The following is a 24,682-nucleotide window of genomic DNA, read 5'->3' on the forward strand; positions in this document are numbered from 1 at the left end:
CCGTGACCGAGCCACCTGAAGCCGCAGGCGCAGCCGCGCAGCCCGCCCCCGGGGGTCGTACCGGGACCGTCGACGCGGGCGGCAGCGTGCCGGCGCCGGGCGGGTCCGGGCGGGCCGGGGGGCTCGTTCCCCGGTCCGTCACCGCGCGGGCGACCGCGGCGGGCGTCATCGTCTCCCTTCTGCTCGTCGTGGCCATCGTGCTCGGCAGCCGGTTCCTGGAGCACTTCGACTCCGCGCTGCTGCCGTACGCCGTCGCCACGGTGTTCCTGGCCTTCGGCGTCGCGTACCGGTACACCGTCTGGGTCTCCGCGCCCGGCGCCAAGCGGCTGTTCAAGAAGGGCTGGGGGAGCCTCTTCTCGATGGACAACTTCCGCCGCGCGCCCACCGCGCTGCCGAAGATGATCGCCACCTACCTCGGCTTCCAGAAGTTCCTCGGCGCCCGCTCGCACGCCCGCTGGGCCGCCCACCAGCTGATCTTCTGGGGATGCATCCTCGCCGCGCTGATCACCTTCCCGCTGACCTGGGGCTGGTTCACCTTCACCTCGGGCACCAGCACCGGACCCGGCTACGAGATGCGTATCTGGGGCTTCAAGATCCTCGGCTTCGACTCCCTGAACTTCCTCGGCTGGCTGATGTTCCACGGCCTGGACATCGCCGCCGTCCTCGTCATCCCCGGCGCCTCCTACTTCCTGTGGCGGCGGATGAAGGACCGCGGGGCCATCACCGGCCAGCGGTTCGCCTACGACCTGGTGCCGCTGATCGCACTCATCGTCATCTCGGTGACCGGGCTGCTGCTCACGTTCTCCTCGATCTTCCTGCACGGCGGCGGCTACGAGTTCCTGGCGATCCTCCACATGGTCGCGGTGGTCTTCACCCTCATCTACATCCCGTTCGGGAAGTTCTTCCACATCGTCCAGCGCCCCGCCGCCGTCGGCATGCAGCTGTTCAAGTACACCGGCCGGCAGGACGAAGAGGTCTTCGCCTGCCGCCGCTGCGAGGAACCCATCGACACCACCCCCTACGTCGACAACCTTCGCGGCACCATGCGCGACCTCAGCCTCGGCTTCGACGAGTGGGCCGAATACTGCCCGCGCTGCAAGCGGGTGCTGCGAGGCAGTGCCTATCTCTCCCAGGTGAAGAAGGGTTTCAAGTGACCGCGGACTCGCGAACGCCCGAACCGCATGCGGTCGTTCCCATCGATCCCTCCCTCGCCCCGCCGGGCACCCGCGCCTTCCGCGACGCGGGCGGCATCCCCGCCGACCGGTGGCACGCCGACCAGAACGGCGAGACCCTCGTCCCCACCCACTGCTGCTTCTGCGGCGTCCAGTGCGGCATGTATCTGCGCGTCGACCGCGGCGGCAAGGTCTTCGGCGTCGAACCCCGCAACCACGACATCAACCGCATGCGCCTGTGCCCGAAGGGCATCAACGCCTACCAGCAGATCAACCACCCCGACCGGCTCACCGCCCCCCTGATGCGCCGCTCCCGCGACGAGGACTTCCGCGAGGTCTCCTGGGACGAGGCGCTCGACTTCACCGTCGCCGAGATCCGCCGCATCCAGAAGACGTACGGGAACGACGCCTTCGGGCTGCTCGGCGGAGCGAGCCTGTTCTCCGAGAAGACCTACCTGGTCGGCAAGTTCGCCCGGGTCGCCCTCAAGACCCGGCACGTCGACTACAACGGCCGGCTCTGCATGGTCAGCGCGGCCGGCGCCAACAAGCTCGCCTTCAACATCGACCGGGCGGGCAACCCCTTCTCCGACATCCTCCTCACCGACTGCCTGCTCATCGCCGGCTCCAACGTCGGCGAGTGCTTCCCCGTCATGACCCAGTACGTGTGGGGAGCCCGGGACCGGGGCGCCAGCCTCATCGTGATCGACCCCCGCGAGACGGCCATCGCCCGGACCGCCGACATCCACGTCGCCCTCAAGCCCGGCACCGACTCGGCGTTCTTCAACTCCGTGCTGAACGTCGTCATCGCGGAGGGCCTCACCGACGAGGCGTACCTCGCCGCCCACGCCACCGGCTGGGAGGAGGTCAAGGCCAAGGTCGCCGCATACCCGCCGTCCCGCGCCGCCGAGATCTGCGGCATCCCCGCCGAACAGATCGTCCAGGTCGCCCGCACCTTCGCCCGCGCCCCCAAGGCCATGGCCTGGCACGCCCGGGGCATCGAACACCACTCGCAGGGCGTCGAGAACTGCCTCACCGTGATCAACCTCTGCACCGCCACCGGCCACATCGGCAAGCCCGGCGCCGGCTACGGCACCCTCACCGGCCAGGGCAACGGGCAGGGCGGCCGCGAGCACGGCCAGAAGTCCGACCTCCTCCCCGGCGGACGCTCCATCAACAACGCGGACCACCGCCGGCAGATCTGCGAGATCTGGGGCATCGAGGAGTCCGAACTCCCGCCCGCCGGAACCTCGATGATGGAAATGGTCTGGCAGATGCAGCGCCGCGAGATCCGCGGCCTGATCGGTATCTGCAACAACCCCTTCGTCTCCCTGCCCAACTACAAGGTGGTCAAGGAGGGGTACGACGCCACAGAGTTCCACGCCCAATTCGACTTCTTCCTTTCCGAGACCGCCGCCAACGCGCACGTCGTCTTCCCCGTCACCACCTGGGCCGAGGACGACGGCGTCATGGCCAACGCCGAGGCCCGGGTGGTCAAGCACAACAAGGCCCAGGACCCGCCCCCAGGAGTCCGGACGGACACCTGGGTCATGTGCGAACTCGCCCGCCGGCTCGGCGCCGGCGACAAGTTCGCCTTCGACAACTCCCGCCAGGTCTTCGACGAGCTGCGGATCGCCTCCGCCGGCACCGTCAACGACTACTACGGCATCACCTACGAACGGCTGGAGGAGACCGGAGGCATCGCCTGGCCCTGCCCGTCCACCGACCACCCCGGAACCCCCCGGCTCTTCGAGGACGGCAGGACCTACCACCCCGACGGCAAGATCCACCTCCAGGTCGTCGAGTGGCACCCGCCGATGGACCCGTACGACGACGAGCACCCCATGACGCTCACCACCGGGCGCACCGTCGCCCACTTCCTCTCCGGCAACCAGACCCGCAGGCTCGGCGGCCTGGTCGAGCAGACCCCCCGCCCCTGGGCCGAGGTCCACCCCTCCCACGGCTTCCGCAACGGCGAACCGGTCCGCGTCGTCACCCGGCGCGGCAGCGAGGTCTTCCCCGCCCTGGTCACCGAGGCGATCCGCCCCGACACCGTCTTCATCCCGTACCACTGGCCGGTCCCCACCGCCGCCAACGCGCTCACCATCGACGCCCTCGACCCCCGCTCGAAGATCCCCGAGTACAAGGTGTGCGCCTGCCGCATCGAGCACGCCGAGCGGATCGACGACGTCCCCTCGCCCCCGGTCGCCCCCGGACACGTCGCGTACCCGGAGACCCAGGTCTCCCGCACCGACCCGCTGCCGCCCACCTCCCCGCAGGGCCGCGGCACTTCGGAGAGGAGCTGATGCCCGCATGATGGGCCGAACGATCTTCATCGACCCGGGCCGCTGCATCGGCTGCCAGGCGTGCGTCTCCGCCTGCCGCGAATGCGACTCGCACCGCGGCAAGTCCATGATCCACCTCGACTACACCGACGAGGGCCAGTCCGTCGCCTCCCTTCCCACCGTCTGCATGCACTGCGAGGACCCCGTCGCCCCGTGCGCCGAGGTGTGCCCCGCCGACGCGATCCTGGTGACCGCCGACGGCGTCGTGCAGCAGGCCGACACCACCCGCTGCATCGGCTGCGCCAACTGCGTCAACGCCTGTCCCTTCGGCGTACCGAAGATCGACCTCCAGGCGAAGCTGCAGATGAAGTGCAACCTCTGCTACGACCGCACCGCCTACGGCCTCGCCCCCATGTGCGCCACCGTCTGCCCGACCGGAGCGCTCTTCTACGGAACCGCCGAGGAGCTCCAGGCCGAGCGCCCCGGTGTCCAGGTCGCCGACTCCTTCGTCTTCGGCGAGAGCGAGGTCCGCACCGGCGTCGCGATGGTCGTGCCCGCCGACCGGGTCCAGTGGCCGGTCCCCGGCGGCCTGCCCGTCGTGGAGATCAACGGGAAGGACGTCCGACGGTGACCGAGACCGACTACCCGCCCCCCGGCGACCCGAGGCAGCCCCCGCCCCGCGACCCCGGCAGCACCCCGCCCGGCGCCCCCGGACAGCCGGCCTCCGGCGACCCGCGCGAGGCCCTGCACGACCGGATCGCCGCCGACGCCCTCACCACCCGGCGCGACTACCTGCGCATCGTCGCCACCGTGTCCGGCGGGCTCGCCATCGGCGGTCTCGGCGTCGCCGGCGGCATCCTGCCCCGCCACGGCGACCCCGACGACGGCAAGGCCCCCGCCCCCAAGAAGATCGCCGCCCAACTCCTTCCCGGCGAGTCCATCGCCTTCGACTACCCCGACGAGGAGGACCGTGCGGTCGCCGTCCGGCTCAACGACGGCACCCTGGTCGGCTACTCCGCCATCTGCACCCACCTCGCCTGCGGGGTCCTCTGGCGCAAGGACCGGGGCACCGAGGGCGAGCTGTACTGCCCCTGCCACGAGGGGGTCTTCGACGCCCGCAGCGGTGAGGTCACCGCCGGACCGCCGCCCCGGGGGCTGCCCAAGGTCGTGCTCACCGAGGAGACCGACGGCAGCATCTGGGCCGTCGGCACCACCCGCTCCGGCGAGAGCATCGAGCACGGGCTGTGCCGCCAGTTCGGCGAGGACCGCCCCGACCTGGCCTCCCGCCTCGGCTGCCCCGGCGTCCGCGACGGCGCCGAGGCCCCCGCCGCCCCCGGCGGAACCGCCCGCACGGTGGCTCCGGGCCCGGTCGCCCCCGGCCCGTCCCGTACGCGCACCGCGGCCGGCGCGTCCGACACCCCCGGGAGCCCGTCATGAGCGACGACCACCGGCCCCCCGGGGCCCCGGGCCCGCAGCCCGCCCCCGACCCGCAGACCCCCGGCCCCCCGCGGCACCCCGGCCCGCAGTACCCCGAGTACCACCCCGGCAGCGCGCGGGCCGAGCTCAACCGGCCCGTCCACGAGCGCTACCCGCAGATCCGGCCCACCAGTGGCTACGGCGACCCCCGCGTCCGCCACACCGGGCCCGGACCCGGTGCCGGCACCGACCAGGAGCCCGAGCGGTCCTCCAAGCTCACCGCCCGCCTCGTGCTGGCCATGTCCGTCGTCATCGGGCAGCTCTGGGGCCTGACGGTCATCGTGGACGAGTGGATGGAGGGCAACTCCGGCACCGCGTGGTGGGGCGCAGGCTTCCTCTGCCTGTCGTTCCTCGTCGTCCTCGGGCTCTGGCTGCTCGACCCCAAGGACCGCTGACCGGCCTGCCGGGGCGGGGCGGCCGTACCCTGGAGGCATGAGTACCGCCCCAGCCCCCGCACCGCGAGACGCGAAGCCCACCACGCCGGACCGGCCGAGGCCGAAGCCGACGCTGATCTTCGACGATCCGCTGGACCAGCAGTCCGCGGACGACACGGACCAGGGGTGGGGCGAGCGGGCCCCGTCCGGCGGCAGCGCCGCGGACCTGGCTCGCTTCCTCGACGAGAAGCCCCCGCACCACATCTGACGCCAGGATCCCTCCGGGGCCCGGGCCCACCTTCGTACGGCCCGCGCCGCCCGCCTCAGCACAGGACCACCGCGAATCCGCCGGAGATCCCTGCCCCCGCGAGGCCCGCCGCCGTCGCCCGGGGCACCGCGAGGACGATCAGCGCCCCCTCGCCCGCCAGGCCCCCGGCCTCCGCCGACGGCACCCGCTCCACGCGCGCGCCCCTGGCCACCACCCGGGCCTCCTCCGCAGCCCCGGGACCCCCTGACGCGACCACGTCCACCCGGTCGCCCGGCCGCAGCAGCCGCACGGTCTCCGCGTCCGCGATCCGTACCGGCGCCGACACCAGGCGTACCGGAGGCGAAGCCCGCTCCCGGGCCGCCGCCCGCGCCGTATCACCGCCGTGCCCGCCGCCACCGCCCCCGGCCAGCCCGGAGACGGCCAGCGCGGCCGCCGTCAGGGCCAGGCCCGCCGCCATCGACCGGCGCTGCCGCCACATCGCACGGCGCAGTCGCTGACCGGCACCCACGCGCACCCGCAGCGGCGGGAACGCGGGCACCCCGCACGGCGGGGGAGCGGGCAGCGGTCCCGGTGGCCCGCCCGCGTACGGAGCGGTGGAAGGGTGCTGGGGGACGGAGTGGGAACCGGACGAGCGCATCGCGAACACCGCCTGCGTCAGGGGCCGATGGGGCAGGCCCGGCCGCCGGAACCCCGAGGTCCCGGCCGCCGGACAACCCCCACGATCCACCAGCCGCCCGATTCCCGCCGGAGCCTGTGGACCGCCCACTGGATGTGGATAACTCCGTCACCCGCAGGCGGGAACAGGACCTACAGCAGCGGCAACAGGCCCTACAGCAGCGGGAACAGGCCCTACAACAGCGGCAACAGGACCTAGGGCAGCGCGATCCCCGTCTCGATCCCGTCCAGCGCGTGCCCGCACGCGCACCCCCGGTCCTCCGTCGCCGGCAGCCCCGCCACCGCGTCGAAGAGGACCGAGCGCAGCCGGTCCACATTGGCGGCGAAGACCTTCAGCACCTCCTCGTGGGAGACGCCCTCGCCGGCCTCCGCGCCCGCGTCCAGGTCCGTGACCAGGGTCATCGTCGTGTAGCAGAGGCCCAGTTCGCGGGCGAGCACGGCCTCGGGGTGCCCGGTCATGCCGACGACGGACCAGCCCATCGCCGCGTGCCAGCGCGATTCGGCGCGGGTCGAGAAGCGGGGGCCCTCGACCACCACCAGCGTGCCGCCGTCCACCGCCTCCCAGTCCCGGCCCCGCGCGGCGGCCAGCGCCACCTTGCGGCCCTCGGGGCAGTACGGGTCGGCGAAGCCCAGGTGCACCACGTTCGGCTGGACCCCGTCGGCCCGGGTCTCACCGTCGTAATAGGTCTGCACCCGGGTCTTCGTACGGTCCACCAGCTGGTCCGGCACGATCAGTGTGCCCGGCCCGTACTCCGGGCGCAGGCCGCCCACCGCGCACGGGCCCAGCACCTGGCGTACGCCGACCGAGCGCAGCGCCCACAGGTTGGCGCGGTAGTTGATGCGGTGCGGGGGCACGTGGTGGCCCCGGCCGTGCCGGGGGAGGAAGGCCACCCGGCGGCCGCCGGTCTCGCCGATGAAGACGGAGTCGCTGGGGTCTCCGTAAGGGGTTTCCACGCGGACCTCGGTGACGTCCTCCAGGAAGGAGTACAGCCCCGAGCCGCCGATCACGCCGATCTCTGCGTTCGCCATGCGGTCACCCTAGGCCGTGTCCGCACAGCCCCCTCCGGCGGGCGCGGGCGCGCGAAGACCCCGCCGAACAGGTCGGCGGGGTCTTCGTAAGAACTGTGGAGCCGGTCGCTCAGGCGGCCGACGAACCGCTCGTCGAGGAAGAGGAAGACGACGAGGAGGCCGACGACGTGGACGCCGGGGCGGCCGAGGGCTTCGAGTCCGAGGACGTCGAAGAAGTGGACGAACCGGAACCGGAGGTCTTCGAGGCGGAGGAAGCCGGCGTGCTGCTCGACGAGGAGCCGCGGCTGTCGTTCCGGTAGAAGCCGGAACCCTTGAAGACGATGCCGACCGCCGAGAACACCTTCTTCAGGCGTCCGTCGCAGTTCGGGCACACCGTGAGGGCGTCATCGGTGAACTTCTGCACCGCTTCGAGGCCCTCGCCACACTCGGTGCACTGGTACTGGTAGGTCGGCACTTTGTTCCTCCTGGCACTCTGACTCGATGAGTGCTAACGACGCTCCATAGTGACGTATTCCGCTGGATCAGTCCACCGTGACCGGCCCGCGGTGACCGATACCACGCGCCACGGTCCGCCCCACACCGGCTGGCAGGAGCCTCGAACGCAGCGTCAGCAGGGTCGCGAGGGCCAGCACCGTACCCACCAGCGGGACCAGGAAACCGGCGCTCGCGCCGTGCCCGTCCGCCAGCCGGCCGGCCACCGTCACCGCGGCGGCCTGGCCCAGCGCGACCGCGCCCGTCAGCCAGGTGAACGCCTCGGTCCGCGCCGAGCCCGGCACCAGCGCCTCGACCAGCGTGTAGCCGCTGATCAGGGCCGGAGCGATGCAGAGCCCGACCAGCAGGCCGAGTCCGGCGAGCAGCGGCGCCGAGTGCACGGCCCACAGGCCCGACGCGGTCAGCGCCAGCGCCGTGTAGCCGACGAGCAGGCGGCGGCGGGGGCCGGACTTCCAGGCGATGGCCCCGCAGGCGACCCCGGCGAGCATGTTGCCGGCGGCGAAGATCCCGTACAGCACACCGTTGGAGCCCGGGTTGCCGATCTCCTCGGCGAACGCGGTCAGCGAGACCTGCATGCCGCCGAAGACCGAGCCGATGCCGAGGAAGGCGACCGCCAGCACGCGCACGCCGGGGATCGACAGGGCCGAGGCGTGCCGCTCGGCGCCGGGCAGGGCGCGGTCGCGGACCGGCGGCTGCGTGGCGCGCCGCGCGGCGAAGAGCAGCCCGCCGAACAGGGTGAGCGCGGCCTCCGCGATCAGGCCGGCCGCCGGGTGCACGCCCGTGCAGAGCGCGGTGGCGATGACCGGGCCGATGACGAAGGTGAACTCGTCCGTCACCGACTCGAACGCGGCGGCCGTCGCCAGCAGCGGGGACGCCTCGCGGCCCGGTGCCGCGCCGAGCATCGCCGCCCAGCGGGCCCGCACCATGGGGCCGATCTGCGGGACGGACGCGCCGGTCGGGACGGCCGCGGCGAACAGGGCCCACAGGGGCGCGTCCGCCAGGGCGAGCGTCACCAGGAGCGAGACGGAGGCGGCGTGGACCAGGACGCCGGGCAGCAGCACGGCCCGCTGGCCGAACCGGTCGGCGAGCTTGCCGGTCTGCGGCGCGAACAGGGCCATGGAGACCCCGGTGACGGCCGCGACGGCGCCTGCGCTCCCGTACGAGCCGGTGGTGTGCTGGACCAGCAGCACGATGCCGATGGTCAGCATCGCGAAGGGTTGCCGTGCGGCGAAGCCGGGAAGGACGAACGTCCACGCCCCGGGGGTGCGCAGCAACTGCCCGTATCCGGGGCGTTCGGAGACCGTGGACGCCACGGTCCTTGCCTTTCTGCCGCCTGGTGGCCGTGCCCCCGGGGCGGCCGGCACAGGGGTGCGGGCCCGGTCGGGGCTGCCGAGAGCTGTCCTCTTCGCGCGGAACTGCGGTAGATGCCGGGCGCTCGCGGCCGGTGTGCGGGGCACAGCCGGTACGGAGGACGCCACGACCGCCATACGGTCGCGCCAGCTCTGCGTCAGGCAGAGTTGGTCGATCAATCGGTGGTTCTGGGTTTCCTTCATGCTACAGGCAGGAAGGGCGGGGGCCCTGTGATTGTGTGCGCCCCGCCCCTCGCCGCCTGTGAACACTGTGTGTGCTCAGTGATGTGCCTTCGCGTTGCGCTTCTTGCCCTCGTCGGCCTTGCCGCCGAGCTTCTTGACCGCCTTCAGCGCCCCGGCCACCTGCGGCACCGGGGACTCCATTCCCCCCGGCTGACCGCCGGGCGTCCCGAGCCAGCCGGCCAGCTTGCCGCCCTCGGCGACCGCGCGCAGCCGTGCCTCGGCCGCGTCGCGCACCGGGTCGGTGGCGACGACGAGCAGTTCGTCGCCGCGCCTGAGCACCGTGGACGGGGCGGGTACGAAGCTCTTGTCGTCGCGCACCACGAGGGTGACCGCGGCGCCGGCGGGCATGCGGAGCTCCCCGACCTCGACGCCGTGCATCTTCGACTCGGCGGGGATGGCCACCGACAGCAGGTGCCCGCGCAGCCGTTCCAGGGGCGCCGATTCGATGCCCAGGTCGGCGGCGTCGGACGGGTCGTCCTTGATGTTGAGGGCCTTGGCGAGCCAGGGGAGGGTCGGGCCCTGGATGAGGGTGTAGACGATCACCAGGACGAAGACGATGTTGAAGACCCTGGTGGAGCCGTCGATCCCGGACACCATGGGAATGGTCGCCAGAATGATGGGTACGGCGCCGCGCAGCCCGGCCCAGGACATGAGGGCCTTCTCCTGCCAGGGCAATCGGAACGGCAGCAGGGAGATGAAGACTTCCAGCGGCCGTGCCACGACGGTCAGGACCAGGCCCACGACGACGGCGGGCCAGAAGTCGTCCAGCAGGTCGTGCGGGGTGACCAGCAGACCGAGCAGGACGAACATGCCGATCTGGGCGAGCCAGCCGAGCCCGTCGGCGAAGCCCCGGGTCGCCGGCCAGTGCGGCAGCTTGGCGTTGCCGAGGATCATCGAGGCCAGGTAGACGGCGAGGAACCCGCTGCCGTGCAGCATGGCGCCGGCCGCGTACGCGGAGACCGCGATGGCCATGACGGCGATCGGGTAGAGGCCGGAGGCGGGGAGCGCCACATGGCGCAGCCCGTACGCGCCGAGCCAGCCCACGGCGATGCCGACGGCGGCGCCGATGGCCAACTCCAGGGCTATCTCGCCGATCAGTACGTACCAGCTCTCGACCTCGCCGATGGTCGAGAAGGCGACGACGAGGATCACCACGGGGGCGTCGTTGAAGCCGGATTCGGCCTCCAGGACACCGGTGACGCGGGCGGGCAGCGGGACCTTGCGCAGCACGGAGAAGACCGCGGCGGCGTCCGTCGACGAGACGACCGCGCCGATGATGAGCGCCTGCCGCCACTCCAGGCCGACCAGGTAGTGCGCCCCGGCCGCGGTCACGCCCACGCTGATGCCGACGCCGACGAGCGACAGCATCACGGCAGCCGGGAGCGCCGGTCTGACCTCTTTCCACTTCGTGCCGAGTCCGCCCTCGGCGAGGATCACGACGAGCGCCGCGTAGCCGATGACCTGCGTCAGTTCCGCGTTGTCGAACTTGACGTCGAAGAAGCCGTCCTGGCCCAGGGCGATGCCGATGCCGAGGTACAGGAGCAGGCTGGGGAGCCCGCTGCGGGACGAGATGCGGACCGCCACGACGGCGACGAGCAGGACGAGTGAGCAGACGAGCAGGAGTTCGTTGAGCGTGTGGACAGTCAGTGGCCGGTCCTTTCCCTGCGTACGCCTGCCGGATCGTCTTCCGGCGGCCGGTACTTCGTTACCTTACCTAATCTTTAACGTTTTCTTGATGCGTTCGAGTATTCGTACGATCGCTACGCAATTCGAGCCATCCTGATACCGCGTCCGAGTGGGTGACGCGCTGCGCCTATGGTTGCTCCTGCACTCCCAGGACCGCCCTGCCCTCGAAGGACAGCGATGCCCGCCACAACAACCGCCTCTTCCGGATCCACCGGTACCGCCGGTGGCGGGCCGCGCAAGAAGAAGAAGGGGCGCCGCGCCCGCCTGCTCTTGATCGTCCTGGTGCTGGCGCTCGTCGCGGGCATCGGTTACGGAACGTACTGGTCCGTGTCCACCGTGCGCGCCTCGTACCCGCAGACCAACGGGACCATCCACATCGACGGCCTCTCCGGCAACGTCGACGTCAAGCGCGACGGCTACGGCATCCCGCAGATCTACGCGGACTCGGACGCCGACCTGTTCCGCGCCCAGGGCTTCGTACAGGCGCAGGACCGCTTCTGGGAGATGGACGTACGCCGTCACCTGACGGCCGGCCGGCTCTCCGAGATGTTCGGCTCCGGACAGGTCGAGACGGACTCCTTCCTGCGGACGCTGGGCTGGCGCAAGGTCGCGCAGGAGGAGTACGACACCGTGCTCTCCGCCGAGACCAAGAAGAACCTCCAGGCGTACGCGGACGGCGTGAACGCCTACCTCAAGGGGCGCGACGGCAAGGACATCTCCGTCGAGTACGCCGCGCTCGGCCTCACCAACGACTACAAGCCGTCCCGGTGGACCCCGGTCGACTCGGTCGCCTGGCTGAAGGCCATGGCCTGGGACCTGCGCGGCAACATGCAGGACGAGATCGACCGCTCGCTGATGACGAGCCGGCTCGACACGGACGAGATCAAGCAGCTCTACCCCGACTACCCGTACGACAAGCACGAGCCGATCGTCACCGAGGGCGCCATCTCCTCGGCCACCGGCACGTTCGACCCGAAGGCGACCGACACCGGCGCGAGCGGCGCGAACACCGTGGCGGACGCGACCCAGGGCCTGAACACGCAGCTCGGCGCGCTCTCCGACACCCTGGACGAGATCCCCGCGCTGCTCGGGCCCAACGGCACCGGCATCGGCTCGAACTCCTGGGTGGTCTCCGGCAAGTACACGACGACCAACAAGCCGCTGCTCGCCAACGACCCGCACCTCGCGCCGATGCTGCCGTCCCTCTGGTACCAGATGGGCCTTCACTGCCGGCAGGTCTCCGAAACCTGCAAGTACGACACCGCCGGGTACACCTTCTCCGGCATGCCCGGTGTGATCATCGGCCACAACCAGGACGTCGCCTGGGGCTTCACCAACCTCGGCGCCGACGTCACCGACCTCTTCCTGGAGAAGGTCTCCGGCGACGGCTACCTGTACGACGGTAAGACCAAGCCCTTCACCACCCGCGAGGAGACCATCAAGGTCGCGGGCGGCAAGGACCGGCACATCACCGTCCGCGAGACCAACAACGGCCCGCTGGTCTCCGACCGCAGCAGCGAGCTGGAGAAGGTCGGCCAGAAGGCCCCCGTCACCAACTCGGCACCGGACCGCGCCGACGGTTACGCCGTCGCCCTGAAGTGGACCGCGCTGGAGCCCGGCCACTCCATGGACGCCGTGTTCGAGCTGAACCGCGCCAAGGACTTCACGAGCTTCCGCAAGGCGTCCGAGCACTTCGAGGTTCCCTCGCAGAACCTCATCTACGCCGACACCAAGGGCAACATCGGCTACCAGGCGCCCGGCAAGATCCCGGTCCGCAAGCAGGGCGACGGCACGACGCCCAGCCCCGGCTGGTCCTCGGCGTACGGCTGGAAGAAGGACCCGATCCCGTTCGCCGAGCTGCCCTACGAGTACAACCCGAAGCGCGGCTACATCGTCACCGCCAACCAGGCCGTGATCGACGAGGACACGTACCCGTACCTGCTCACCAAGGACTGGGGCTACGGCAGCCGCAGCCAGCGGATCAACGACCTCATCCAGTCGAAGATCAAGGGCGGCGGCAAGATCTCGACCGAAGACATGCAGAAGATGCAGATGGACAACACCAGCGAGATCGCCGCGCTGCTGGTGCCCGAGCTGCTGAAGATCAACATCGCCGACAAGGACGTCCGCCAGGCGCAGAAGCTGCTGGAGGGCTGGGACTACACCCAGGAGGCCGACTCGGCCGCCGCCGCGTACTTCAACGGCGTCTGGCGCAACATCCTCAAGCTCGCCTTCGGCGACAAGCTGCCCAAGGAGATGCGCGTCGAGGGCGAGTGCCTGAACGTGCCGCCGCCGAAGAACTCGGGCCCGGCCGACGAGCAGGACCGGCTGGTACGCGAATGCGGCCAGCGCGCCCCGGACTCCGCGCAGCCGGACGGCGGTGACCGTTGGTACCAGGTCGTCGCCAACCTCATGGACAAGCCGGACAGCAAGTGGTGGAAGTCGCCCAAGAGCCGCAAGGACGACGCGACCGAGACCCGCGACCAGCTGTTCGCCCGCGCCATGGAGGACGCGCGCTGGGAGCTGACGGCCAAGCTGGGCAAGGACATCACCACCTGGAACTGGGGCCGGCTGCACCAGCTGACCCTGAAGAACCAGACCCTGGGCACCGAGGGCCCCGGACTCCTCCAGCGGCTCCTGAACCGGGGCCCCTGGAACCTCGGCGGCGGCGAGGCCGCGGTGGACGCCACCGGCTGGAACGCGGCCGGCGGCTACGAGGTGGTCTGGGTGCCGTCGATGCGGATGGTCGTCAACGTGGGGGACTGGGACAAGTCCCGCTGGATCAACCTCACCGGAGCCTCCGGGCACGCCTTCGCCGCGCACTACACCGACCAGACCGACAAGTGGGTCAACGGTGAACTGCTGCCCTGGGCCTACGGCACGAACGCGGTGGCCGGGACGACGACGGACACGCTGACCCTGAAACCGTAAGCGCGCCCCCGAGGGCCCCCGGTGCTTCAGCTCACGCCGAAGCGCCGGGGGCCTTCTGGTGTGACCACCGCGTTCACGGGGAAGTCGTGCGGCTCCGCCGGCACCTGTGCGGTCACCTCGTTCGCGTACAGCAGGACGATGAGCGCGGGGGTGGCCCCGGCGGCCGTCAGACGCGCCAGCACCCGGTCGTAGCTGCCGCCGCCGCGCCCCAGGCGCATGCCGCGCGCGTCCACCGCGAGGCCGGGCAGCAGCACCGCGTCCGCCTCCAGGACGGCGTCGGGGCCCAGCCGCTCGCCGGTGGGTTCGAGCAGCCCGCGCCCCGCTTTCGCGAGCCCTTCCGCGCCCTCGTACGGTGCCCAGTCCAGGTCGTTGTCGGCGAGGAGCACCGGCAGCAGCACGCGTACGCCCCGCGCGCGCAGCGCGTCCAGGAGCGCGCGGGTGCCCGGTTCGCGCCCCACCGAGACGTACGCGGCGACGGTACGGGCCCCGCTCAGCTCCGGCAGTCCGAGCGCGTGCCGGGCGAGGACCGAGGCGGCCCGTGCGGCGTCCTGATCCGTCAGGAGGCGGCGCGTGGCCAGCAGTTCACGCCGCAGCTCGGCCTTTGCGGACATATCGGTGTTCATGGGGGTACCTACCGGCCTCTCAGGCAGGGCTATATGAGGACAAAGTTAACCGGAGCCTCATCTTCCGCCCATGTGGCCCCGTTAAGGTTCAGCGCATGACCCAGTCGAACCCCAGGATCAGCAAGGCCGTCATTCCGGCGGCGGGCCTCGGGACCCGCTTCCTTCCGGCCACCAAGGCCACTCCCAAGGAGATGCTGCCTGTCGTCGACAAGCCTGCCATCCAGTACGTCGTCGAGGAAGCGGTGGCCGCCGGACTCCACGACGTACTGATGGTCACCGGTCGCAACAAGCGTCCCCTGGAGGACCACTTCGACCGGAACTACGAGCTGGAGGGCGCCCTGACCCGCAAGGGCGACGCCGACCGGCTGCGCAAGGTCCGCGAGTCCACCGACCTCGCCACCATGCACTACGTCCGCCAGGGCGACCCCCGCGGCCTGGGTCATGCCGTCCTGTGCGCCGCCCCGCACGTCGGCGACGAGCCGTTCGCGGTGCTCCTGGGCGACGACCTCATCGACCCCCGCGACCCGCTGCTGACCCGGATGACCGAGATCCAGGAGCGCGAGGGCGGCAGCGTCATCGCGCTCCTGGAGGTCCCGCCCGCGATGATCCACCAGTACGGCTGCGCGGCCTTCGAGCCCACCGCCGAGGCGGACGTCGTACGCGTCACCGGCCTGGTCGAGAAGCCGGAGCCCGCCGACGCGCCCAGCAACCTCGCGATCATCGGCCGGTACGTCCTGGACCCCGCGGTGTTCGAGATACTGCGCCGGACCGAGCCGGGGCGGGGCAACGAGATCCAGCTGACCGACGCCCTGCAACTGCTCGCCGAGGACGAGAAGGCCGGCGGCCCCGTGCACGGCGTCGTCTTCAAGGGCCGCCGCTACGACACCGGCGACCGCAGCGACTATCTGCGTGCCATTGTCAGACTCGCGTGCGAACGTGATGATCTGGGACCGGAGTTCCGCAGTTGGCTCCGCCGGTACGTCACCGAGGAGATGTAGCACGTTGAGCAGCACGATCTGGTCGGTGGACGAGCACCTGGAAGACATCCTCGCCGCGGTGAAGCCGCTCGAACCCATCGAGCTGCAACTGCCCGAGGCCCAGGGCTGCGTCCTGGTCGAGGACGTCGTGGTGGAGATCGCCCTGCCGCCCTTCGACAACAGCTCGATGGACGGTTACGCCGTCCGCGTCGCCGATGTCGAGGGCGCCACCGAGGAGTTCCCCGCCGTCCTCACCGTCATCGGGGACGTCGCCGCCGGCGACGACGGCCTCGGCCCCGGCCGGCGCGTCGGCGCGGGCGAGGCCGCCCGCATCATGACCGGCGCCCCGCTCCCGGAGGGCGCCGAGGCGGTCGTCCCCGTCGAGTGGACCGACGGCGGTACGGGCGAGGGCCCCGCCGCCGCGATGCGCGCCCACAGCGACGCCCCCGAGGGCGCCGGCGGAGAGGTCCGCGTCCACCGCCCCGCCGGGGCCCGCGCCCACGTCCGCGAGCGGGGCAGCGATGTGCGCCCCGGCGACCTCGCACTCAAGGCGGGCACGGTGATCGGACCGCCCCAGATCGGCCTGCTCGCCGCGATCGGCCGCTCCACCGTCAAGGTGCGGCCCCGCCCCCGCGTCGTCGTCCTGTCCACCGGCAGCGAACTCGTGCAGCCCGGCGGCGAACTGACCGGCGGGCAGATCTACGACTCCAACAGCTTCGCCCTCACCGCCGCCGCCCGGGACGCCGGGGCCATCGCCTACCGCGTCGGTGCCGTCGCCGACGACGCCGAGACCCTGCGCGCCACCATCGAGGACCAGCTCATCCGCGCCGACCTCCTCGTCACCACCGGCGGCGTCAGCGTCGGCGCGTACGACGTGGTGAAGGAGGCCCTGTCCTCCGTCGGCGACGAGGACGGGCCGGGCGGCGGCGTCGACTTCCGGAAGCTCGCCATGCAGCCGGGCAAACCGCAGGGCTTCGGCTCCATCGGCCCCGACCACACCCCGCTGCTCGCCCTCCCCGGGAACCCGGTCTCCAGCTACGTCTCCTTCGAGCTGTTCGTCCGCCCCGCGATCCGCACCCTGATGGGCCTGCCCGCGATCGACCGCCCGACGTCGAAGGCCGTGCTCGTCACGGACAAGGCCCTGTCCTCACCGGCCGGGAAGCGCCAGTTCCTGCGCGGGACGTACGACGCCGAGGCCGACACCGTCACGCCCGTCGGCGGCTCCGGCTCGCATCTGATCGCCGCGCTCGCCCAGGCGGACGCGCTCATCGTGCTCCCCGAGGACGTCACCTCCGCCGAACCCGGCAGCGACACCGAGGTGATCCTGCTCCGCTGACCGCGCCCCGGTGGCGGTACGGTATCTGGCGCTGTGCCGTCCGGGGGACATCCCCCGGCCCCCGCACCCGCGCCCCGGTGCGGCCCGGGGAATCCGGCGCCCATACCGCTAGGCGGAGTGAGTTGAGTACGCAGAACAGGCTGACGCACATCGACGAGGCGGGGGCCGCCCGCATGGTCGACGTCTCCGGGAAGGACGTCACCGCGCGCGTCGCCCGGGCCAGCGGCCGGGTCCTCGTGTCGCCGCGTGTCGTCGAACTGCTCCGGGGCGAGGGGGTCCCCAAGGGCGACGCCCTCGCCACCGCGCGGATCGCCGGGATCATGGGCGCCAAGCGCACCCCGGACCTGATCCCCCTCTGCCACCCGCTGGCCGTCTCCGGGGTCGGCGTCGAGCTGAGCGTGGCCGACGACGCCGTGGAGATCACCGCCACGGTGAAGACCACCGACCGCACGGGCGTCGAGATGGAGGCCCTGACCGCGGTGTCCGTCGCCGCGCTCACCGTCGTGGACATGGTCAAGGCGGTCGACAAGGCCGCGGTCATCACGGACATCCGGGTCGAGGCGAAGTCGGGCGGCAAGTCCGGCGACTACGTACGCGACCAGGCCCCCGGGACCGACGCGTGAGCGCCCCCGGCGCCCCGGCCCCGTACCGCGCCCTCGTCGTGACCGCCTCGAACCGCGCGTCCGCCGGGGTCTACGCGGACAAGGGCGGGCCCCTGATCGCCGAGGCGCTGACGGGGCTCGGCTTCACCGTCGACGGCCCGCGGGTCGTGCCCGACGGCGACCCGGTCGAGCAGGCGCTGCGGACCGCGGTGGCGTCCGCGTACGACGTGGTCGTCACCACCGGCGGTACGGGCATCTCGCCCACCGACCGCACCCCCGAGGCCACCCGCCGCGTCCTGGACCACGAGGTGCCCGGCATCCCCGAGGCGATCCGGGCCGAGGGCCGCGACAAGGTCCCCACCGCCGCGCTCTCACGCGGCCTGGCGGGCGTGGCCGGCCGCACCCTGATCGTCAACCTCCCGGGCTCGACCGGCGGGGTCCGCGACGGGCTCGCCGTCCTCGAACGGCTCCTGGCGCACGCCGTGGACCAGCTGCGCGGCGGCGACCACCCCCGACCCGGGAGCCCGAGCTGAACGTCGCGACCTGGCCGGTGATCCTGGCGGACGGCGATGTCGCCCTCCGGCCCATCAAGCTGCGCGACCAGCGGGACTGGCGCGAGGTCAACCGGCGCAATCGGGACTGGCTGCGCCCCTGGGAGGCGACGGTCCCGCCGCCCGCGCCCGGCGGACCGGTGGCCCATCGGCCCACGTACCGCCAGATGATCCGCCATCTGCGCTCCGAGGCGAACGCGGGCCGGATGCTGCCGTTCGCCATCGAGTACCGGGGCCGGCTGGTCGGGCAGCTGACCGTCGCCGGGATCACCTGGGGCTCGATGTGCTCGGGGCACGTCGGCTACTGGGTGGACCGGGAGGTGGCCGGGCGCGGGGTGATGCCGACCGCCGTCGCGCTCGCCGTCGACCACTGCTTCCAGGTGGTGGGGCTCCATCGCATCGAGGTGTGCATTCGGCCGGAGAACGGGCCGAGTCGGCGGGTCGTGGAGAAACTCGGATTCCGCGAGGAGGGGCTGCGCCCGCGTTATCTGCACATCGACGGGGCGTGGCGCGACCATCTGATCTACGCGCTCACGGCGGAGGAAGTGCCGGACGGGCTGATGCGGAGGTGGCACCGCTCGCGACCGGCTCCCCGTACGGATCAGCCGGAACCTCCCGCGTAATAAAAAGTTTGTTCGAATTACTCTCGATCGGCTGATGCGCGCCCTCATAAAAAAGTCCGCGATATCGACCGGATCGCGCGACACACCGCGCCAATTGGCGGATCCCTCCGCGCAAACCCCTCTACGGTGTGAGATGTGAGCAGCAGCGGCCTCATCTACGCAGTCATCGTCGGGGCCTGGGCCGCCTACTTGGTGCCGATGTGGCTCCGCAGGCAGGACGAGCTGAACGAAGAGCGTCCGACGGAGCGCTTCAGCACCGCCATCCGGCTGCTGTCCGGCCGGGCGGCGATGGAGCGCCGGTATGCCAAGGGGCTGCAGGAGCGCACCGAGGACGAGGCGGCACCCGACGCCGACCCGGACACGAGCACGGACCGAATGGACTCCGTCGACGTCCGGGCCTTCGCCGCGCCCCCGGCGCACACCGAGGCCCGGATGCACGAGCCGGCCGTCGCGCCGGAGCGCGCCCCCCGCAAGCGGCGCGGCGCCGAGCCCGCCGCCCCCGCCCGGCGCGCGCGCCCCGGCGGCATCGACGCGGAACGCGCCCGGCGCGCACAGCGCCTCCAGGTCCTCGCGCGCCGCCGGCGCACCACCGTGGTCCTCTTCCTCGCCTTCACGCTCGGCGCGATCGTCGCGGCCGTCGGCGGGCTCCGCTTCCTGTGGGCGCCCGCGGTCCCGGCCGTGCTCCTCAGCGCGTACATCGCGCACCTGAGGGCGCACGAGCGGCGGCGGTTCGCCTTCACGATGGACCAGCGGCGCGCCGAGGTGGCCGCCCAGCGGCTCCGTGAGAACCGCCCCCGCCGCCACCAGCCCGCCCCCACCGCCCCGGCCGAGACGGACGAGGACTCGGAGCCGCGCCACCCGGCCCCCGAGCCGACGCCCACGGTCTCCCCGCAGGAGGCCGGCCGCCGCGCGCTGGTCGAGCAGACGGACCACGCGGAGTGGGTGGACCAGCAGCGCGAGCGCGGCCGGGTCCAGGGCGACAGCTGGGAGCCGGTCCCGGTGCCGCTGCCCACCTATGTCACCGCCCCCGTCGCCCCGCGCGCCACGGGCGGGGTCGAGGTCGGCAACCCGGAGACCTGGAGCGCGGCCCGCTCCAGCGCCGCCGAGCCGGCGCAGCCGGACCCCGCGACGCCCCCGGTGGACCCGGCACCGCGCCAGCGCTCCCCGCAGTCCCGCCGCTCCCGCGACCGGGGCCGCACCCCGCTCTTCGATCAGTACGAGGACGGCGACCGCCCCCGCGCGGCCAATGAGTGACGCGGCGTCGGACGGCCGTGAGCCACGCCACGGCTGACCAGCGCGGAACGGATTTCCGAGCACCCCCCGGAGGGTGCTAGAGTTTCACACGTCGCAAGGGCCTGTGGCGCAGTCTGGTAGCGCACCTCGTTCGCATCGAGGGGGTCTGGGGTTCAAATCCCCACAGGTCCACAGACACATGAAATCCCGTCCAGCCTCTGGCTGGACGGGATTTCGTCGTTCCGGGCCCGCTGTGACGCGGACCCGGAGAGTCCTCAGGTGAACGATGCCGTCGCCTGGGCCTTGAGGAGGCCTTCCACTCCGTTGAGGAAGGTCTCGGACACCAGCTCCGGGTCGAAGAGGCAGCCGGCGGCCATCGCGCCGTCGCGCAGCATGACGAAGTGGCGGGCCGCGCGGTCGGCGGGTTCCTCGCGGATCGCGCCCAGGAGCCCGGTGAGCGTGTCCAGGAACCACTGGCGGTGCGCGAGGACGACCTGGTGCACCGGGTCCGTGGGGTCGGGATACTCGGCGACGGCGTTGAGGAAGGCGCAGCCCCGGAAGCCGGGGGACCCGATGGCCTGGGCGATGGACGCGCCGATGGCGCGAAGCGTGTCGGGCGCGGGGAGCCCTGCGGCGATGGCCGCCTCGGCCTGGCCTCGCAGGGCGCGGTCCGCCTCGGTCAGGTAGGCGACGACCAGGTTCTCCTTGCTGGGGAAGTGGCGGTAGAAGGTCGCCCGGGTCACCTGCGCTTCCTTGACGATGCGGTCCACTCCTACGGAATGGATGCCTTCCGAGTAGAAGATCCGGGTGGCCGTGCTGAGGAGCCGGTCCCGGGCTTCGGACGGGCGGCTCTCGGGTTCGTTGTGCGCCATGACGCCAGCCTACTGGGCGAGAGGTAGAACGTTCGGTCTTGACAGGAGTGCGCCCCCTTGCCAACCTGATGAACAGAACGTTCGTTCTCGCGCGAGGTGGCCGTCAGGCCGTCGTGTCCGCGTTCCCCGTACTCTCGTCGAAAGGTTCGTCATGAGCACCGTTGCCGCCCCGTCGGGCATCACGAACACGGCTTCCGCGCTGCGGCGGCTGTACTTCGTCCGCGCCGCGTTCGCCATCCTCTGGGCCCTCGTGATGTTCGCGACGGCCGACGGGATCAGCCCGGTCGTGGCCGCGCTGCTCGTGCTCTATCCGCTGTTCGACGTGGGCGCCGCCGTCGTGGACGCCCGGGCGTCCCGCGCCACCCGCTCGCCGGCGCTGCTCCACGTCAACATGGCGGTCAGCCTCGCCGCGGCGGCCGGGGTCGGGATCGCCGCCGCCTCCGGGATTCCGGCGGTGCTGCGGGTGTGGGGGGCGTGGGCGGTCGTCGCGGGACTGGTGCAGCTGGTCGTGGCCGTTCCGCGCCGCTCGATGGGCGGCCAGTGGCCGATGATCCTCAGCGGTGGCATCTCGGTCCTGGCCGGGGCGTCGTTCGTCGGGTCGGCGGGCGCCGATGACCCGGCGCTCACCGGCGCGATCGGCTACGCCGTTCCGGGCGGTGTCTTCTTCCTCGTCTCGGCGCTGAGGCTGGGGCGCTCCGGCGGCCAGGCGAGGGCGAGGAGCGCCGCGTCGTCGTAGGTGCCGGCGCAGCTGTAGTCCTGGGCGTCCTCCTGCAACCAGGTGAGCAGGTGTTGCGGGTCGACCGGCGGGGAATGGGCGCGCTGGTAGGCCGTCAGGCGGTCGGCGAGCGGGTAGAAGGCCCCGGTCTCGTCGCGCGTCTCCGCGATGCCGTCGGTGTACAGCAGGAGCGTGTCCCCGGGCCGTAGCCGCGTGCCGGCCGACCGGGGGCCGTCCGCGTCGGCGGGGGCGCTCGCGAGGGCGCGCAGCCCCAGGGGGAGGCCGGTGCCGGACGGGAGCTCCCGGACCGTGCCGTCGCGCAGTACGAGTGAGGGCGGGTGGCCGCAGGAGTACGCCTCCGCGCGGCCGTCGGGCGTGATCTGGATGAGGAGAGCGGTGACGAACGCCTCGTCGTCGCGCAGGAAGCGGTTCAGGCCGGTGTCGAGCCGCCCGGCCAGGCGGCCCAGGGTGCCTTCCTCGTACGCCGCCTCGTGAAACGAGCCGAGGACCGTCGATGCGGTGGACACGGCGCCGAGCCCTTTCCCGCGTACGTCCCCGATCAGCGCGCGCACCCCGAACTCGGTGTCCGCCACCGCGTAGAGGTCGCCCCCGATGCGTGCGTACTGCGCGGCGGCCAGATAGCTCGCGGCCGTACGGAAGTGGCCCAGCGTCTCGGGCGGCGGGCGCAGCACCGCCCGCTGCGCGGTCTCGGCGACGGACACCACCTTCCGCAGCCGCGCGGACTCCCGCTCCCCGCGCCGCACCACGAAGCAGCTCAGCGCGGCGATGACGCAGATGACCACGGTGGTGCCGATCACGGAGCCGATCCGCTGCGGCTCGGCGGGCAGGAGCAGCCAGCGGATCCCCGCCGCCACCACCGCCGAACCGATGATCATCGGCGGCCCGAACCCGAACGAGATGACGGCGGGCACAGCGACGAGGACCGCGGCGATGTGCGAGGAGGGCGGGGTGGTCAGTTGCAGGACCGCTACCAGGACGCACAGCAGCAGGGCCGTGCTCAGGACCGCCGCCCTGGTGCCTCGCCCCGTCGTGGCCGGTGCGTCGTCCCGCCCGTCACCGTCCGCCACGGACGCTCCTCTCGCCACGCCCGGCACGCATCCCGCGACGCCTCCCTTCTCGGACACAGCCATTGTTGGACAGCCCCAGGCATCCCGCTCGCGCACCGGCGGGGCGGGGCGGCCGGTGCTCGACGGATGCCCGGCCGAGGCCCGTCGCCGTTGCGGGGAGTGGCCCGATTGCCGCCTGTGGCCGCCCGGGGCGTGGGACGATCACGGCCACAAGCTCTGTTGGCCGGATGATCGGGGATTACGGTGTTCGCTCCGGGGGAGATGGACGGGCAGGAGAACGAGCGCACCACGAACGAGATCACCGGCGCCGCGGGCGATCTGTGGTCCGAGGGCGTCCGCGTGGCCCTGACCATCGCGGAGATCGTCGCCGTGGAGGTCTCGCGGCACCGGCAGCGGACGTGGGAGCGCGAGAGGCAGGAGGCGGCCCGGTCGGTCTGGGAGGACCGGCAGCGGGCCGAGCCCGTACTGAGGGGCGCCTGGGACGAGGACTTCTGGAAGGATCCCCAGCCCCGTGACATCGGGCGCGCCTGGCAGGCCGCCACCGAGTGGGCGCCCTCCGATCCTGCTGCGGCCGCGACCCTCGAACACCTGCGCCGGCAGCTCCAAGAGCGCTACGGGCTGAGTCCGGCCGACGTGCAGCTCAACGTGCCCGAACTGTCCAAGGCGCTCGCCCTCGGCTCGCCCTCCCTGCGGGAGGAGGCCGGCACAGCGCGCGAGGACGCCGAACTCTGGGGCGAGACCTCCACCCTGTACGTCGTCCGCGACCCGGCCGATCCCGAACACATCCTGCACCGGGGCGAGTTGCGTACGGCACCCGGTGAGCAGACGGAGGCCGCCGCCGCACGCGAACTGCGGCAGTGGTGCGACGGCCAGGGGCGGACACCCGACGGCGGCATCGTGATCGAGACCGTCGCCAACGACGGGAGCCCCGCGGGGGGCGACGCGACGGCCCGGGTCACCGGTGACCGGGCGGACGCGGTGATCGACGCGGAGACGCGGCGACAGCGGCGCCTCGTCTCGGGGGCGGAGGCGGGGAGCCTCGAAGAGGTCCATCACGCGGTTCTCGCGGAGATGATCCGTACGGAGGAGGCGGGCCGACTGCTCGCGGACGGCGGCGAGGAGCGGGCCGGGCTGCGCGAGACGTGGAAGAGACTGAACGTACAGGCTCAGGCCGTCACGGCCGAGATGCGTGGCGAGGATCCCCGCCACGTGTACCAGGGAGCCGATCTCCGCGCCAAGCTGAGCACGGAGGAGTGGTGGGCCACGGCACGCCCCTCCGAGGTCGCGGGTGTGTGGGACCAGGTGGACAGGTGGCCGCAGAGTCCGGCCAAGCAGAGGACCTCCGGGGTGCTGCGGGACGAGCTGTTCGCCAGGCACGGTCTCGACCTGGAGCGCGACACGCCGGCGGAGACGGTGGCGGAACTGCTGGGCGGCACCGAGTCGACCGGTCCCGCCGCGACGTACTCCGAGCAGGCGGCCCGGGCGCTCCAGGAGGCACGCCGCCATTACGAGCGGGCCTTCGACGCAGCGACCGAGTCCGCCCGGCTCAAGAGGCTCGCAGACGAACGGGACGATCTGCCCGGCGCGGATCCCGCCCAGGCCGAACGCTGGCGCAATGAGGCCCTGGTCCTCGACGGCCGGGCCGACCTGCACCACACGATGGCCGCGGTGGCCGGCCGGGGGGCCGGGCGACTGGAGGAGCGGGCGGACACACAGGCGGAGGAGCTGGGCATCCGGCCCGTGCCCGAAGGGCTGCGGGAAGCGTACGCCGAACGGTGGGGGGACGCTCCCGCCTCGCTCACCGATACCCGTCTCGGCGAACTCGCGGCGGGCTCGTCTCCCGGCGCGGAGACCGAGCCCCCTTCGCCCGCCTCGTCCCCTACGGCGAGCCGTCCCGCTCCGGAAAAGCCGAGCGCGGCGCCCGTGACCATGGATGCGGAGGGCGCCGAGGCGGTCGCGGTCGCCGGGGCGACACGCCTTTCCCCGGCCGCGGCGCGCAGGCGGAGCCGGGTGCGTGCGGGCGAGATCCCACGCCCGATGCCGGCCGTGGACCGCGGCCGCGGCGCCGGCGCCGATATCGGCTGA

General features: G+C 72.2%; 23 protein-coding genes and 1 tRNA gene. 16 read left to right on the top strand and 8 right to left on the bottom strand.

Annotated elements, in window-relative coordinates; translation table 11 throughout:
• The first annotated feature begins 2 nt into the window (after positions 1–2).
• Genes ACIQZN_RS28695 through ACIQZN_RS28720 form a run of 6 tightly spaced genes read left to right on the top strand, consistent with a single transcriptional unit; the run spans position 3 to position 5,572 of the window.
• Entirely contained in the window at positions 3–1,154 is a 1,152-nt protein-coding gene (locus ACIQZN_RS28695; RefSeq protein WP_403999776.1) for an MFS transporter, read from the top strand.
• Positions 1,151–3,475: a molybdopterin oxidoreductase family protein gene (locus ACIQZN_RS28700; RefSeq protein ID WP_403999779.1), complete on the top strand. Its 2,325-nt coding sequence runs from the start codon at positions 1,151–1,153 to the stop codon at positions 3,473–3,475. Before ACIQZN_RS28695 ends, ACIQZN_RS28700 begins: the two co-directional genes overlap by 4 nt.
• A gap of 7 nt (positions 3,476–3,482) precedes the next feature.
• Positions 3,483–4,085: a 4Fe-4S dicluster domain-containing protein gene (locus tag ACIQZN_RS28705; RefSeq protein ID WP_018104243.1), complete on the top strand. Its 603-nt coding sequence runs from the start codon at positions 3,483–3,485 to the stop codon at positions 4,083–4,085.
• Positions 4,082–4,891, top strand: coding sequence for a ubiquinol-cytochrome c reductase iron-sulfur subunit (locus tag ACIQZN_RS28710; protein WP_403999782.1), 810 nt, complete (start codon positions 4,082–4,084; stop codon positions 4,889–4,891). Before ACIQZN_RS28705 ends, ACIQZN_RS28710 begins: the two co-directional genes overlap by 4 nt.
• Positions 4,888–5,325, top strand: coding sequence for a hypothetical protein (locus ACIQZN_RS28715; protein WP_403999785.1), 438 nt, complete (start codon positions 4,888–4,890; stop codon positions 5,323–5,325). Before ACIQZN_RS28710 ends, ACIQZN_RS28715 begins: the two co-directional genes overlap by 4 nt.
• A 37-nt stretch (positions 5,326–5,362) precedes the next feature.
• A complete protein-coding gene (locus tag ACIQZN_RS28720) occupies positions 5,363–5,572 on the top strand; it encodes a hypothetical protein (protein WP_403999788.1) in 210 nt (69 codons plus the stop codon).
• 55 nt (positions 5,573–5,627) lie between these two features.
• On the opposite strand, the gene ACIQZN_RS28725 is transcribed toward ACIQZN_RS28720, so the two are convergent.
• From ACIQZN_RS28725 to ACIQZN_RS28745, 5 genes are all read right to left on the bottom strand, one after another.
• Complete coding sequence (locus ACIQZN_RS28725) at positions 5,628–6,209, bottom strand: hypothetical protein (RefSeq protein WP_403999791.1); 582 nt, start codon at positions 6,207–6,209, stop codon at positions 5,628–5,630.
• Positions 6,210–6,442: 233 nt separating this feature from the next.
• Positions 6,443–7,276, bottom strand: a complete 834-nt coding sequence (locus ACIQZN_RS28730) for an S-methyl-5'-thioadenosine phosphorylase (protein WP_391265425.1) — start codon at positions 7,274–7,276, stop codon at positions 6,443–6,445.
• A 109-nt stretch (positions 7,277–7,385) separates the two neighbouring features.
• Positions 7,386–7,730 carry an FmdB family zinc ribbon protein gene (locus tag ACIQZN_RS28735; protein WP_403999795.1) on the bottom strand — a complete coding sequence of 115 codons (345 nt, stop codon included), beginning with the start codon at positions 7,728–7,730 and terminating at the stop codon, positions 7,386–7,388.
• A 67-nt stretch (positions 7,731–7,797) separates the two neighbouring features.
• Positions 7,798–9,081, bottom strand: coding sequence for an MFS transporter (locus tag ACIQZN_RS28740; RefSeq protein ID WP_403999797.1), 1,284 nt, complete (start codon positions 9,079–9,081; stop codon positions 7,798–7,800).
• Between the two features lie 315 nt (positions 9,082–9,396).
• A complete protein-coding gene (locus ACIQZN_RS28745; RefSeq protein WP_404000094.1) occupies positions 9,397–10,980 on the bottom strand; it encodes a potassium/proton antiporter in 1,584 nt (527 codons plus the stop codon).
• A gap of 243 nt (positions 10,981–11,223) precedes the next feature.
• Here ACIQZN_RS28745 and ACIQZN_RS28750 point away from each other — a divergent pair, with 243 nt between their 5' ends.
• The gene (locus tag ACIQZN_RS28750; protein WP_403999800.1) at positions 11,224–13,977 is read left to right on the top strand and encodes a penicillin acylase family protein; all 2,754 of its coding nucleotides are present in this window, start codon (positions 11,224–11,226) and stop codon (positions 13,975–13,977) included.
• Positions 13,978–14,003: 26 nt separating this feature from the next.
• Here the strand turns inward: ACIQZN_RS28750 and ACIQZN_RS28755 are convergent, their stop codons facing one another.
• Entirely contained in the window at positions 14,004–14,600 is a 597-nt protein-coding gene (locus ACIQZN_RS28755; RefSeq protein ID WP_403999803.1) for a 5-formyltetrahydrofolate cyclo-ligase, read from the bottom strand.
• Positions 14,601–14,695: 95 nt separating this feature from the next.
• Here ACIQZN_RS28755 and galU point away from each other — a divergent pair, with 95 nt between their 5' ends.
• From galU to ACIQZN_RS28790, 7 genes are all read left to right on the top strand, one after another.
• Positions 14,696–15,598 carry a UTP--glucose-1-phosphate uridylyltransferase GalU gene (gene galU / locus ACIQZN_RS28760; RefSeq protein ID WP_403999806.1) on the top strand — a complete coding sequence of 301 codons (903 nt, stop codon included), beginning with the start codon at positions 14,696–14,698 and terminating at the stop codon, positions 15,596–15,598.
• Positions 15,599–15,602: 4 nt separating this feature from the next.
• Positions 15,603–16,913, top strand: a complete 1,311-nt coding sequence (gene glp / locus ACIQZN_RS28765) for a gephyrin-like molybdotransferase Glp (RefSeq protein ID WP_403999809.1) — start codon at positions 15,603–15,605, stop codon at positions 16,911–16,913.
• 122 nt (positions 16,914–17,035) lie between these two features.
• The gene (gene moaC / locus ACIQZN_RS28770) at positions 17,036–17,536 is read left to right on the top strand and encodes a cyclic pyranopterin monophosphate synthase MoaC (protein ID WP_403999812.1); all 501 of its coding nucleotides are present in this window, start codon (positions 17,036–17,038) and stop codon (positions 17,534–17,536) included.
• Positions 17,533–18,048, top strand: coding sequence for a molybdenum cofactor biosynthesis protein B (locus tag ACIQZN_RS28775; protein ID WP_403999815.1), 516 nt, complete (start codon positions 17,533–17,535; stop codon positions 18,046–18,048). The genes moaC and ACIQZN_RS28775 overlap by 4 nt, the downstream gene beginning before the upstream one ends.
• Before the next feature lie 17 nt (positions 18,049–18,065).
• Entirely contained in the window at positions 18,066–18,689 is a 624-nt protein-coding gene (locus tag ACIQZN_RS28780) for a GNAT family N-acetyltransferase (protein WP_403999818.1), read from the top strand.
• Positions 18,690–18,824: 135 nt separating this feature from the next.
• A complete protein-coding gene (gene glpR / locus ACIQZN_RS28785) occupies positions 18,825–19,943 on the top strand; it encodes a gephyrin-like molybdotransferase receptor GlpR (RefSeq protein WP_403999821.1) in 1,119 nt (372 codons plus the stop codon).
• Positions 19,944–20,040: 97 nt separating this feature from the next.
• A tRNA-Ala gene (locus ACIQZN_RS28790) sits at positions 20,041–20,114 on the top strand.
• Between the two features lie 83 nt (positions 20,115–20,197).
• Here the strand turns inward: ACIQZN_RS28790 and ACIQZN_RS28795 are convergent.
• On the bottom strand, positions 20,198–20,794 hold the full coding sequence (locus tag ACIQZN_RS28795; protein ID WP_403999824.1) for a TetR/AcrR family transcriptional regulator: 597 nt from the start codon (positions 20,792–20,794) through the stop codon (positions 20,198–20,200).
• Positions 20,795–20,945: 151 nt separating this feature from the next.
• Here ACIQZN_RS28795 and ACIQZN_RS28800 point away from each other — a divergent pair, with 151 nt between their 5' ends.
• The gene (locus ACIQZN_RS28800) at positions 20,946–21,530 is read left to right on the top strand and encodes a hypothetical protein (RefSeq protein ID WP_403999827.1); all 585 of its coding nucleotides are present in this window, start codon (positions 20,946–20,948) and stop codon (positions 21,528–21,530) included.
• On the opposite strand, the gene ACIQZN_RS28805 is transcribed toward ACIQZN_RS28800, so the two are convergent.
• Positions 21,434–22,597 carry a PP2C family protein-serine/threonine phosphatase gene (locus ACIQZN_RS28805; RefSeq protein WP_403999830.1) on the bottom strand — a complete coding sequence of 388 codons (1,164 nt, stop codon included), beginning with the start codon at positions 22,595–22,597 and terminating at the stop codon, positions 21,434–21,436. The genes ACIQZN_RS28800 and ACIQZN_RS28805 overlap by 97 nt on opposite strands.
• Before the next feature lie 243 nt (positions 22,598–22,840).
• Here ACIQZN_RS28805 and ACIQZN_RS28810 point away from each other — a divergent pair, with 243 nt between their 5' ends.
• Entirely contained in the window at positions 22,841–24,682 is a 1,842-nt protein-coding gene (locus ACIQZN_RS28810) for a hypothetical protein (RefSeq protein ID WP_403999832.1), read from the top strand.

The organism is Streptomyces sp. NPDC097595, assembly GCF_044761525.1.
In the GTDB taxonomy this organism is placed as follows: domain Bacteria; phylum Actinomycetota; class Actinomycetes; order Streptomycetales; family Streptomycetaceae; genus Streptomyces; species Streptomyces drozdowiczii_A.